The organism is Allobosea sp. FG18, assembly GCF_057809495.1.
This window is the reverse complement of sequence record NZ_JBMDKB010000009.1, coordinates 166,401-178,563: the sequence shown is the minus strand read 5'-3', so window position 1 is coordinate 178,563 and position 12,163 is coordinate 166,401. Positions and strand designations below refer to the sequence as shown.

Genomic DNA, 12,163 nt, shown 5'->3' with positions numbered 1-12,163 from the left:
TCTCGTGACGAGAAGAGCGCGTCCAGCGCCTGATCATCCTGAGACGGCGGGCCTGGCCCGCCGGGACGTTTGGTCCGGTCCGATCCCGGAGAAACGAGAACCATGGCTAAACCTGCAAAACCTTCCGGCCCATCCCAGCGGCAATTGCGCGTCGGCGAACTGATCCGCCACGCGCTGGCCGAGATGCTCGCACGGGGCGACATTCATGATGACGTGCTGGCGAAGCATGTCGTGACCGTGCCGGAGGTGCGCCTCTCGCCGGATCTCAAGCTCGCGACCTGCTACATCATGCCGCTCGGCGGGCTGGACATCGCTCCGGTCCTCAAGGCTCTCGAAGCCAACAAGCGCTACCTGCGCGGCGAGATCGCCCATCGCGTGAACCTGAAATACGCGCCGGACCTGCGCTTCCGCGCCGATGAGAGCTTCGCCGAGGCCGAGCGCATCGATGCGCTGCTCGATACCGAGGCCGTGCGCCGCGACACGCAGGTCCAGCGCCTCAGGATCGACCAGGACCACCAAGACGAAGCCCCCGAAGACGACCGTAACGATGACCGCTGAGAACGCTCCCGAAATCGCCCAAGACGCTGCGCCGGCGCAGCGTCCGAAGAAGCGCGACGTCCATGGCTGGGTCATCCTCGACAAGCCGATCGGCATGACCTCGACCCATGCGGTCAGCGTCGTGAAGCGCGCCTTCGGCGCCAAGAAGGCCGGCCATGCCGGCACACTCGACCCGCTGGCGTCGGGCCTGCTGCCGATCGCGCTGGGCGAGGCGACCAAGACCGTTCCCTTCGTCATGGACGGCCGCAAGGCTTATCAGTTCACTGTCGCCTGGGGCACGCAGACCAATACCGACGACACCGAGGGCAGCGTCATCGCGACCTCGGACAAGCGTCCGGACGAGGCGGCGATCGCTGCGCTCCTGCCGCGCTTCACCGGCACCATCATGCAGACGCCGCCCAAGTTCTCGGCGATCAAGATCGCCGGCGAGCGCGCCTACGACCTCGCCCGCGACGGCGAGGAGGTCGAGCTGGAGGCGCGGCCCGTCGAGATCGACGCGCTCCACATCGTCAGCCATGACGGCGCCACCACGACCTTCGAGGCCGAATGCGGCAAGGGCACCTATGTCCGCGCCATCGCCCGCGATCTGGGTCTGGCCCTGGGCTGCCTCGGCCATGTCGCGCATCTGCGCCGCACCCGCGTCGGGCCGTTCACGGTCGCAGACGCCGCCAGTGTCGAGACCCTGCGCGAGAGCCCGGAAAGCGCGCTGACGGCGCTGCAGCCGGTCAAGGCGGCGCTGACGCTGATCCCGGAGATTGTGCTCCATCGCGACGCCGCCGCCCGCCTCAAGCGCGGCCAGAGCGCCCTGCTGCGCGGAGCCGGCGCCCCGATCGAGTTGGAGGCCGCCTACGCGACCTGCGCCGGCACGTTGGTCTCGACGGGCTCGGTCCAGAACGGCGAGTTCGTTCCCCACCGCGTCTTCAATCTCTGAGGCAAGGAAGCCGCGGCCTGCCCCCTCTCCCCTTGCGGGAGAGGGTTGGGGTGAGGGCGCGCGCCGGCCTGGATCGTCGGCGTTTCACGGCCCGCTTACAATTGCGACCTGAGAGACCCCTCATCCGTCTCGGCTTCGCCGAGCCACCTTCTCCCGCAAGGGGAGAAGGGCAAAGCCCGCGCCTCTGATCGGGGGGATGACGCCTTCGACGCCCCTCAGGCCGCCCGCTTCAGCCCGTCCCGCGCCCAGATCGCACTGAGCGCCGCCACCAGCGTGTCGATATCGGCATCGGAATGGAAGGGCGAGGGCGTGATCCGCAGCCGCTCCGTGCCACGCGGCACGGTCGGGTAGTTGATCGGCTGGACATAGATGTCGAAGCGCGCCAGCAACTCGTCGCTGATCGCCTTGCAGGCCTTCGCCTCACCCACCATCACCGGCACGATATGGCTGGGATTTGCGAGATGCGGAATGCCGGCGGCGTCGAGCTTGGCCCGCAAGGCCGCGACGCGGTCCTGCTGACGCTCGCGCTCGGCGGAGCTCTCCTTGAGGTGCCGGATCGCGGCGATCGCGCCCGCAGCCACGGCCGGCGGCAGGGAGCTCGAAAAGATGAAGCCCGACGCAAAGCTGCGGATGAAGTCGCACAGCGCCGCCGAGCCGGTGATGTAGCCGCCGATCACGCCATAGGACTTCGCCAGCGTGCCCTGGATCAGGGTCAGCCGGTCGGTCAGGCCCTCGCGCTCTGAGATGCCGCCGCCACGCGCGCCGTAGAGGCCGACGGCATGGACCTCGTCGATATAGGTCATTGCGCCGAACTCGTCGGCGATGTCGCAGAATTCCCGGACCGGCGCGATGTCGCCATCCATCGAATAGACCGACTCGAAGGCGATCAGCTTCGGCCTGTTAGGATCGAGCGCCGCGAGCTTGCGGCGCAGGTCGGCCGGGTCGTTATGGGCGAAGATATGCTTCTCGGCGCGTGAATGCCGGATGCCCTCGATCATCGAGGCATGGTTCAGCCCGTCGGTGAGCACGATGCAGCCGGGGATGCGCGCGGCCAGCGTCGAGAGCGAGGCCCAGTTCGAGACATAGCCGGAATTGAAGATCAGCGCGGCTTCCTTGCCGTGCAGATCGGCGAGCTCGCGCTCCAGCAGGACGTGGTAGTGGTTGGTGCCGCCGATATTGCGGGTGCCGCCGGCGCCGGCACCGCTGCCATCGAGCGCCTGATGCATCGCGGCCAGCACCTTGGGATGCTGGCCCATGCCGAGATAGTCGTTCGAGCACCAGACGGTGACGTCGCGCGGGCCGCTCTCGCCATGATAGGTCGCGATCGGGAAGCGGCCGGCCTGGCGCTCCAGGTCGGCGAAGACGCGATAGCGGCCCTCGCTGCGCAATCCGTCGAGCTCCCGACGGAAGAAGTTCTCGAAATCCATTCCAGCCTCCTGCGGCGCGCCTCTCCTAGGCCTTTCGGGCCGTTCGCGGAATGGTGCGCGGTGTCGCGGCTGGATTTGTTCTACTGTGAGCGCCCGGCCAGTTCCAGAATCGTTTCGATGAGGACGCGGATGGCGATGCCGGCATCGGCCTCGGTCATGTTCTCCAATGGCGAATGGCTGATGCCCTTCTCGTTGCGCACGAAGAGCATGGCGACGGGTGCCACCGCGGCGATCGCCATGGCGTCATGCCCGGCGCCGGAGGGCAGCCGCCGGCCGGCGAGGTTGCTGCCGGAGCGGGCGATGCCGGTCGCCAGTGCATCCTGCAGCTTCGGCTCCATCGGCACGGCCGTGGCCCGGGCATAGGGGATGATCTCCAGCCCGACGCCGCGACGCTCTGCGATCTCGGCGAAGCGTTTGCGGATCTCGGTATCCATCGCCGCCAGAGTCTCGTCCTTCGGGGCGCGGAAATCGATGGTGAACTCGGCCGCGCCGGGGACGACATTGGTCGCGCCGGGCTCGGGGCGCAGCACCCCGACCGTGCCGACGGCGAGCTCATGCGCGCCGGCGATCTGCTCCAGTGCCAGCGCCATTTCGGCTGCGGCGGTCAAGGCGTCCTTGCGCAGGGCCATCGGCACGGTGCCGGCATGGCCGGCCTCGCCGGTGACGCGCACCTGTGCGCGGCTCTGCGCGTTGATGGCGGTGACGATGCCGACGGCCTCGTTCTCCGCCTCCAGCACCGGCCCCTGCTCGATATGGACTTCGAGATAGGCCTGGATCGAGCCTGGCTTGCGGGCCAGCGCCGCGATCCCCGCCGGATTGCCGCCGAAGGCGACGAGCGCTTCGCCGAGCTTCACGCCATCGCTGTCGCGCGCCTCCAGCCAGGCCGGGTCATAGGCGCCGGCCAGCGCCTCCGAGGTCGAGAGATGCGTCGGGAACCGGACATTCTCCTCGTCGCCGAAGCCGATCACCTCCAGCGGGAAGGGCAGGCTGATCCCGGCATCGCGCAAGGCCTGTGCGGCAAGGATGCCGGCGACGACGCCGAGATTGCCGTCGAAGCGTCCGCCATCCTTCACCGTGTCGATATGCGAGCCGATCAGCACGGCAGGCGCCCCCGGCACGGTGCCTTCGCGCCGGCCCTGCACCGAGCCGGCAGCGTCGATGAAGGCGGTGAGCCCCGCGACCTCCATCGCGCCCTTGACCCATTCCGCCGCTTGCTTGTGTGCGGGCGAGAGATAGAGGCGCGTCAGCTTGCCGGGCTCGTCGCTGAAGCGATTGAGGCCGGCAAGCGCCGCGAAGGCACGGGCGCCGAGGACGGCGGCGGAGGGAAGCGTCTGCGTCATGCCGCCAAGCTAGAGCAGGGCTTTCAAAACTGCGACGGCCAATTTCGCCAAGCAGCTTCTCTCCGGTGGCATGATCCGGCCTCCGCCACCCTCGTCTCAGTAGGTCGCGCGACCGCCGGAGAGGTCGAACACGCCGGCCGTGGTGAAGCTGTTCTCGGCCGAGGCGAGGAAGGCGACCATCGAGGCGACCTCGTCGGGCAGCAGGAAGCGCCCGCGCGGGATCTTCGCCAGCATGTAGCCGATATGCTCCTCGCTCATCTGGTCGAAGATGCGGGTGCGCGCCGCCGCCGGCGTGATGCAGTTCACCGCGATGTCCTTGTCGGCGAGCTCCTTGCCGAGCGACTTGGTCAGCGCGATCACCGCCGCCTTCGAGGCGGAATAGGCGGAGGCGTTGGGATTGCCCTCCTTGCCCGCGATCGAGGCGACGAGGACGATGCGGCCGTAATTGCGCTTGACCATGCCGGGGATCACCGAGCGGCAGCAATGCAGCGTGCCGTCGACATTGAGCTTCATGACCTTGGCCCAATCCTCGAGCGGGTACTCCCAGGTCTTGTGGTTGGGCCCGGCGATGCCGGCGCTGGTGACGAGGATGTCGATGCTGCCATGCTGGGCCTCCAGCGCGTCGCTCGCCTTCTGCACGGCCGCCGCATCGGTCACGTCGACGCCGACGCCGATCGCGCCATGGCCGATCTCGCTGGCGGCCTTGGCTGCGAGAGCCGCGTCGACATCCCAGATCGCGACGGTCGCACCGCTCTTGGCGAAGCGCTCGGCGACGGCGCGGCCGATGCCCTGCGCCCCGCCGGTGACGATGGCGACGCGCTTCTTTAAATCGATTTGGTTCATGCCAGACCTCCCGAACTTTGTGCGGGTCACCCTAGCCGGGTGGATCGGCGCCGGCCAAGAGGACATGGCCGTTTCGGTGAAATGCGCAGGGCCGTCATGCATTTTGTTAAGGATGATCGCAAAAAGACCGGGGGCCGAGGGCCTTCGCTGCGTGCCGGATCGGGGCGGTTCGAAGCGGGTCTGTGTCGCGGTGAGACGGTGTCCGGGACAGGGTGGCGCCACCATTCGGGCGATCGTTCCGGTTCGGTACAAGGCCTTGTCGCTGCAAGAGGATTGCCATTAACGCGGGCTCGCGGATCGCGGGAATAAGCCATTCACCTTTCAGCGGGCTTTGCCTTGACCCGAGCCCTGAAACGGCAAAGACAATCACGACATTCGCAATGGGCCGCCGTGCCCCTGATCGAGAGCACCGTGCCCGCAACCGCCATCACGATTGTCAGCGAAGCCAGGAGCCGCAAGCGGCCGGGTTATGCCAAGCGCGATATCGGCGGCATCGGCATCGCCGTGATGGAGCGTGAGGCGGCGATCGCGGAGGTGGTCGATGCGGTGTCGACGGGAAGCCATATGAAGATGGCTTTCTGCAACGCCAACCTGGTGAACGTCGCCGCCGGCAACGCCGCCCTGCTGCGCAGCCTCTCGACCTTCCTCGTCCTGGCCGACGGCATCGGCGTCGATCTCGGCAGCTGGATCCTCTATGGCAAGGCCTTCCCGGCAAACCTCAACGGTACGGATTTCTTTCCCACCCTCTTCGCCCGTTCCGGGCGGCCGATGCGGGTCGCCCTGCTCGGTGGCCGGCCGGGCGTCGCGGATCGCGCGGTCGCCAACCTGACGAAGCGCTACCCTGCCCATCGTTTCAGCGTGGTCTCGCACGGCTATTTCACGGCCGAAGAGGAGCCCCTCCTTCTCGAGGGCCTGAAGGCCCAGCGCCCGTACCTGCTGCTGGTGGCGATGGGCAACCCGCTGCAGGAGCGCTTCATCGCCGACAAGCTCGGCCCGCAGCATGGCTCGGTCGCGGCCGGCGTCGGGGCGCTGTTCGATTTCTTCGCCGACGAAGTGCCGCGTGCGCCCGAGTTGGTGCGCAAGGCGCGGCTCGAGTGGATCTTCCGTCTCTGGCTCGAACCGCGCCGTCTGTGGCGGCGCTATGTGCTCGGAAATCCCGCTTTCCTGATGCGCATGGCCCGGCAATATGCCATGGGCGGCCGACGCAGCGGGTGAGTTCCCTGACATTGAGAGCGACCTTTGCCCTGGCGACGCCGAGCTACAGGGGCGATATCGAGCGTTGCCGGCTGCTCTGCGCCAGCATCGATCGCTTCGTCAGCGGCCACGCCGTCCATTATCTTCTGGTCGAGGATCGTGATGTCCCGCTCTTCCGCGAGCTCGAAGGGCCACGCCGGCGCATCCTGCCGGAATCGCAATTGCTGCCGGGCTGGCTGAAATCACGGCCCGATCCGCTGAGCCTCGGCAGGCGCCGTCTCTGGACCGGAGTGCAGGCGCTGGCGCGCGGCATCCCGCCCTTGCGCGGCTGGCATGCCCAGCAGCTCAGGAAATTCGCGGTAGCGACGGCCTGCGAAGAGGATGTCATCCTCTTCGCCGATTCCGACATGCTGTTCCTGCGCCCCTTCGACCTGACCAGCCTATCGGATGACGGAGCCATCAGGCTCTATCGCAAGCCGGACGCCATCACGGCCGACATGGCGCGGCATATCCCGTGGTGCACGCATGCCTCGACCCTGCTCGGCCTCGACGCCCCGACCTTCCCGAGCCCCGACTACATCAACAACCTGGTGAGCTGGCGCCGCGACCATGTGCTGGCCCTGCTCGACCATGTCGAAAGTGTCAGCGGGCGCGACTGGGTCTCGGCCATTGCGCGCGAGCGGCAGTTCTCGGAATACATGATCTACGGCTATTTCGTCGAACGCGTGCTCGGGCTCGAGGCATCCGGCCACTGGCCGGATGCGCGCGAGCTCTGCAAGGTCTACTGGTTCAGCGAGGATGTCGCCGGCATGGAGGATCTCGCCTCCTTCGAGGAGGTGCTGGAGCCCTGGCAGGTCGCCGTCGGCATCCAGTCCTTCATCGGGCAGCCGCTCGACCGCATCCGCGCGCTGTTCGAGCGGCAGGCCTCAGCGTAACGGCCTGCGTCCCTGCGCCAGCAGCCTGTAGGTGAAGCCGGCCGAGGCGAGATAGACCACGCCGAAGACGAGGTTCATCCAGGCGGCCCAGCTTCCGGCCTCCGGGAAGCGTGTCATCACCAGCGAGATCAGCCCGGCCTTGATCGCCGTGAGCAGGCACAGGAGCGCGATGCGCGAGCCCGTGCGCTCGCGGGCATAGAGCAATTCGGCGTGATACTCGACGAGGTTGCGGAAGGCCGGGACCAGCAGCATCGGCGCGAACAGATAGGCCGCCTCCGAGACGTTGCGCCCGAGCAGGTTCGGGAAGGGCATCAGCGCGACGATGACGCAGACCAGCCCGCCGACCGAGACCAGCGCGATGCCGGCCTCATAGGCCGCAAGGCGCCTGAAGCGACCGATGCCGCGATCCTTCATGATCTTCTGGACGAGCATCTGGTTGAAGCTGCGCACCGGCATGGCGGTGAGGTCGATCACCCGGAGCGCGATGGCGTAGAGCCCGGCGGTACGTTCCCCGGCGAGCCCCAGCACCAGGAGCTTGTCGAGTTCGGACTGGACATAGAACACGATATCGGCCGCGCCGGCGAAGACGGCATCCGCCATCCGGCGCGGATAGAGGTTGCGCACGAAGCGCCAGCGCGTCCTCGGCAGGAAGGCGAGGAGCGCGATCAGCGCGCTCGCCATGGTGGCTCCGCAATAGGCGAAGGCCCAGATCTCCAGATTTGCCCGGCCGAAGGCGGCGAAGAGCAAGGCCGCCACTGTTCGCAGGCCCGAGCCGATGATGACGAGCAGCGCCGCCTGCCGGAAGCGCCTCAAGCCGTTATTGACGATGGCGACGACCTCGACGAGCCGCCAGCCCAGCACCTCCGCGACGATGATCACCGCGAAAGGCAGGAGCGCCAGGCGCTCCGCGAAGAGCAGCAGATAGGCGGCCCCGGCGACCGCGACGATCAGCGGCAACGACAGCGCGGACAGGCCGGCAAAGCCGGAGAGATAGGCGCCGAGCAACCGCGGCTTGACCGTGGCGACCCGGTAGAGCGGCGAGATGAAACCGAAGGCCAGCAGGCGCGACAGGATGAGCCCGGTCGAGGAGGCCGTGGCGAACAAACCAAATTCGCCGAGGGTCAACGTATTCGCAACGATGAGGAAGTAGACAAGGGAGATCACGAGCCGGCCGGCGGAGCCGCTCAGGATGGTGAGGTAGGCGAAGATGGTGGTGCGATCCGGTAGCATGACCCGTTTCCGCGGCGGCTGGCCCGGCGCGTGCCTTTGCGTTGCAGCATGACGCCCACCTCTTAGACCAGAGGCGTTGAACGACCCTAAACGACACGGAAGCGTCCCGATTGACCATACGGAAAGCCGAAACGGACCGAAATGAAGCGTCGCCGACGCGGCGCGGCGTGCTGCGCGGCGCGTCGGCTTGCCTGATGGCCGGCGCCATGACGGGGACCGGTGCCGCCGCCGTGCGGCCGATCCCGTTTGGCTCCGCCGCGGAGATCGGCGCCTTCCGCGGGGATGTGCGCTATCGCGACGCGCTGAAGCGCTATTGCGATGTCATCGTCCCCATGAACGACCTGAAATGGGAGGCGCTGCGGCATGACCAGCCGCGCTTCGATTTTTCGGGTGCCGACGAACTCGTCGCTTTCGCTCAGGCGAACAAGAAGGCGCTGCGCGGCCATACCCTCCTCTGGGGCGAAGCGCTGCCCAACTGGACCAGGGAGATGACGACGCGGGCTGAGGCCGAGCGCGAACTCGTCAACCACATCGAGGTCGTCGTCGACCGCTACAAGGGTAGGATCGCGACCTGGGACGTCGTCAACGAGGTCATCAAATACGATCCCACGGATGGCGGACCCTGGCGCGACACCATCTGGCAGCGCCTGCTCGGGCCGGAGCATGTCGATATCGCCTTCCGCACGGCGGCGCGGATCGATCCCAAGGCCAGGCTCGTGCTCAACGATTTCCATCTGGAGGAGCCGGTCCCCGGTGCCGCCGCGCGCCGCAAGGTCGTGCTCGATATCTGCCGGCGCCTGAAAAACAAGGGCATTCCGATCCATGGTGTCGGCATGCAGGCCCATCTCTATGCCGACAAGGGCATCGACGTGGACGGCGTGCAGCGCTTCATGCGCGATCTCGATGAGCTCGGCCTCGATGTCGAGATCACCGAGCTCGACGTCATCGACTGGAAGCTGCCGGCCGATGCCGCCCAACGCGACAAGACCGCCGCAGCCCTGGTCTCGACCTTCCTCGAGGCCGTCGTCTCGGTCAAACGACCGAAGGCGATCGTCACCTGGGGACTGACCGATCGCTATTCCTGGGTCCACGAAACCTTCCCGCGCAAGGACAGCGCCCGTGCCCGGCCCCTGCCGCTTGATGCCGATTACCGGCCCAAGCCGATGATGGCCGTGCTCGAACGCTACCGGCGTGGAGTCGCGTGATGCAGAACAGTGAAGCGTAGCGTCATGTTCACCACCGGGCCCGCCACGAGCGAAGCGCAGGACAAGCCGAACCGCCCGGAGCGGCCGGCCGCGGCGATGCCTGTCCAGCTTGCGCGGCTGGCCGATCCCCTCTGGATCCTCGGGGCGCTCTGGGCGCGGCGCTGGCTGATCGTGCTCATGGCTGTGCTCGGCCTGGCCTTGGCGATCCTCGCCGGCCTGCTGATGACGCCGAAATACGTCTCGACCGCGCAGCTTTTCATCGATCCGCGCGACCTGCGCGTGCTCCAGAACGACGTCTCCCCCAACAATGTCGGCAGCGACCCGACCTCGATCACCGGCTATCTCGAAAGCCAGGCGCGCGTGATCGCCTCCGACAGCATCAAGTCGCGGGTCGTCGAGCGTCTCGACCTTGATCGCGATCCGGATTTCGGCGGCCCTTCGAGCAGCTTCCTCTCCCGTCTGCTGGGGACCGGTACCGGTCCCTCGCCCAAGGCGACGCTCTACGCACTCGCGGCGCTCGACCGCACGGTCGCGGTGCGCCGCGGCGAACGCACCTTCGTCATCGACATCTCGGCGACGGCGCAGGATCCGGACAAGGCCGCCAAGATCGCGAATGCGCTGGCCGAGGCCTATCTCGAGGACCAGGCCGCGGTGCGCGCCGAAGCCGCGCAGAAGGCGACGGCCGCGCTGACCAGCCGACTCGAGGAACTGCGCAACCGCCTGCGCATCGCTGAGGAAAAGGCCGAGAAATACAAGGAAGCCAACAATATCGTCGGCGTCGGCGACCGTTCGCTCGGCGAGCAGCAGCTGTCGCTCAACAGCGCGCAGCTCGTCGCGGCTCGCACCCGTGCGACCGAAGCCAAGGCGAAATACGACCAGATCGCCGGTACGCGCGCCTCCAGCATCGAGGCCGGGGCCATCCCGGAAGCGGTCGCCTCCAATACGATGACCGCCTTGCGCGCCCAGCTCGGCGCGGCGCTGGCCCGCGAGGCCGATCTCGTCTCCTCCCTCGGTGCGCGGCATCCGGCGCTGACCTCGGCGCAGTCGCAGGTGCGCGACGCCAGGCGCCAGATCAGTGAGGAACTCGCCCGTATCGGGCGTGCCGCCAAGGTCGAGTATGACCGCGCGGTCGAGGCCGAGCGTCAGCTCGCCCGTCGCGTCGAGCAGCTCACGGCGGGGCAATACGCCGCTGGCCGGGCCTCCGTGCAATTGCGCGAGCTCGAACGCGAGGTCGAATCCTCCCGTGCCATCTATGACGCCTTCCTGAGGCGTGCCCGCGAGACCGGCGAGCTCGGCGGCATCGACACCACCAATGCCCGCATCATCAGCCCGGCCATGCCCCCTTTGGAGAAGAGCGGCATGAGCCGCCGGACGCTGGCATTGCTGGGGGCCTTTGGTGGCGGCGGGGCGGGCGTCCTTCTGGCGCTGGGACTTGCCGTCTTCGCCGTGCCGCGCCCGCCGGAGCCCCCGCCGGCTCCGAAGCGCGAACCGTTCTGGCGCCGTGCCCCGCGCCCGGTTGCGCCCGAGCCGGTCGAGACCGAGAGCCCAGCTCCAGCTTCCGCGCCGGCCGTTGCGGTCACACCGCCACCCCCCAAACCGGTGGCGTCAGCTCCCGCGCCCACCGAGCCGCCACCGCAGCAGCAGCCCGCTCAAACGAGCGCAAGACCGGCGAACTGGCGGCGCCTGATGGCGATCCCGGGCGGCTCCGCGAAGCGCGCTGGAAACGCTCCCGAGGCCGCGCCCGTTTCCGAGAGCACCTCCGAACCTGTATCCGAACCGGCGCCCCTGCCGATGCTCGGCACCATCCCGCAGGTGCGCAACCGCCGCTGGCGGCGTGACGTGGCCGAGGCGCGCTCGGTCTTCCAGGGCCAGAGCCATCTCGTCGATGTCATAGACAAGCCGCAGTCAGGTTTCGCTGCCGCCATTGCTGCGACCCGTCGCGAGTTGGCCGGGGCCGCAGGCGGCGAGCATCGCCGCCGCATCTTGGTCGTCGGCCTGGAGCCGCAGGTGGGCGCGACGACGCTCGCCCTCAATCTGGCGCTCGATGCCGCCCGGTCCGGCCTGCCGGCGCTGTTGGTCGATGCCGCGGGCGGTGCCCATGGCCTCACCCCGGTCTTCGCGGCGGACGCATTGATCGGGCTTGGCGATGTCATGTCCGGCCAGGTGGCACTGGGTCGCGCGATCATGAAGGACGAGGGCACCGGCCTGACCTTCATGCCCTATGCGGGGGCGGTCCCATCGGCCGGCGCGGGTTCGCTGCGGACGGGTGCCTTCGCGGCGACGCATCGCTTCGGGCCGATCATCGTAGATGGCGGCCATCTGGCGGCGGACAGCCTGATCGGGCGCTTCGCCGAGGTGGTGGACGATATCGTGCTGGTCGCGCGCGACGGCAAATCTGCCCAGGCCGGGGCCGAACACCTGAAGGCGCAGCTCGGAACGCATGCGGGCAAGCTGCGCGGCGTCGTGATCAACGTGGTGTGAGCGTCACGACCGGGCCCTG

The 12,163-nt window shown here is 67.9% G+C and carries 10 protein-coding genes; 6 read left to right on the top strand and 4 right to left on the bottom strand.

Features of this window, described 5'->3' with window-relative positions; genetic code table 11:
- Positions 1-102: 102 nt before the first annotated feature.
- Positions 103-558 (top strand): 30S ribosome-binding factor RbfA, encoded by a 456-nt coding sequence (gene rbfA / locus ACODTJ_RS12555; protein WP_454654321.1) that lies wholly within the window; start codon positions 103-105, stop codon positions 556-558.
- A complete protein-coding gene (gene truB, locus ACODTJ_RS12550) occupies positions 548-1,489 on the top strand; it encodes a tRNA pseudouridine(55) synthase TruB (protein ID WP_454654320.1) in 942 nt (313 codons plus the stop codon). The genes rbfA and truB overlap by 11 nt, the downstream gene beginning before the upstream one ends.
- 215 nt (positions 1,490-1,704) lie before the next feature.
- On the opposite strand, the gene hemA is transcribed toward truB, so the two are convergent.
- The 3 genes from hemA to ACODTJ_RS12535 all read right to left on the bottom strand — a co-directional run bounded on the left by hemA (position 1,705) and on the right by ACODTJ_RS12535 (position 5,099).
- Positions 1,705-2,916: a 5-aminolevulinate synthase gene (hemA, locus tag ACODTJ_RS12545; RefSeq protein ID WP_454654319.1), complete on the bottom strand. Its 1,212-nt coding sequence runs from the start codon at positions 2,914-2,916 to the stop codon at positions 1,705-1,707.
- An 80-nt stretch (positions 2,917-2,996) separates the two neighbouring features.
- The gene (locus tag ACODTJ_RS12540; RefSeq protein WP_454654318.1) at positions 2,997-4,256 is read right to left on the bottom strand and encodes an allantoate amidohydrolase; all 1,260 of its coding nucleotides are present in this window, start codon (positions 4,254-4,256) and stop codon (positions 2,997-2,999) included.
- 96 nt (positions 4,257-4,352) lie between these two features.
- The gene (locus tag ACODTJ_RS12535; protein WP_454654317.1) at positions 4,353-5,099 is read right to left on the bottom strand and encodes an SDR family NAD(P)-dependent oxidoreductase; all 747 of its coding nucleotides are present in this window, start codon (positions 5,097-5,099) and stop codon (positions 4,353-4,355) included.
- Positions 5,100-5,510: 411 nt separating this feature from the next.
- Here ACODTJ_RS12535 and ACODTJ_RS12530 point away from each other — a divergent pair, with 411 nt between their 5' ends.
- Both ACODTJ_RS12530 and ACODTJ_RS12525 read left to right on the top strand, forming a co-directional pair.
- Positions 5,511-6,314, top strand: coding sequence for a WecB/TagA/CpsF family glycosyltransferase (locus ACODTJ_RS12530; protein WP_488848962.1), 804 nt, complete (start codon positions 5,511-5,513; stop codon positions 6,312-6,314).
- The gene (locus tag ACODTJ_RS12525; protein ID WP_454654315.1) at positions 6,311-7,228 is read left to right on the top strand and encodes a DUF6492 family protein; all 918 of its coding nucleotides are present in this window, start codon (positions 6,311-6,313) and stop codon (positions 7,226-7,228) included. The genes ACODTJ_RS12530 and ACODTJ_RS12525 overlap by 4 nt, the downstream gene beginning before the upstream one ends.
- Here ACODTJ_RS12525 and ACODTJ_RS12520 read toward each other — a convergent pair.
- Complete coding sequence (locus tag ACODTJ_RS12520; protein ID WP_454654314.1) at positions 7,220-8,458, bottom strand: lipopolysaccharide biosynthesis protein; 1,239 nt, start codon at positions 8,456-8,458, stop codon at positions 7,220-7,222. The two genes, ACODTJ_RS12525 and ACODTJ_RS12520, sit on opposite strands and share 9 nt — an antisense overlap.
- A 110-nt stretch (positions 8,459-8,568) precedes the next feature.
- On the opposite strand from ACODTJ_RS12520, the gene ACODTJ_RS12515 reads away from it, so the two are divergent.
- Both ACODTJ_RS12515 and ACODTJ_RS12510 read left to right on the top strand, forming a co-directional pair.
- Positions 8,569-9,663 (top strand): endo-1,4-beta-xylanase, encoded by a 1,095-nt coding sequence (locus tag ACODTJ_RS12515; RefSeq protein WP_488848959.1) that lies wholly within the window; start codon positions 8,569-8,571, stop codon positions 9,661-9,663.
- A gap of 24 nt (positions 9,664-9,687) precedes the next feature.
- Positions 9,688-12,144 (top strand): exopolysaccharide transport family protein, encoded by a 2,457-nt coding sequence (locus tag ACODTJ_RS12510; protein WP_454654312.1) that lies wholly within the window; start codon positions 9,688-9,690, stop codon positions 12,142-12,144.
- Positions 12,145-12,163 lie beyond the last annotated feature (19 nt).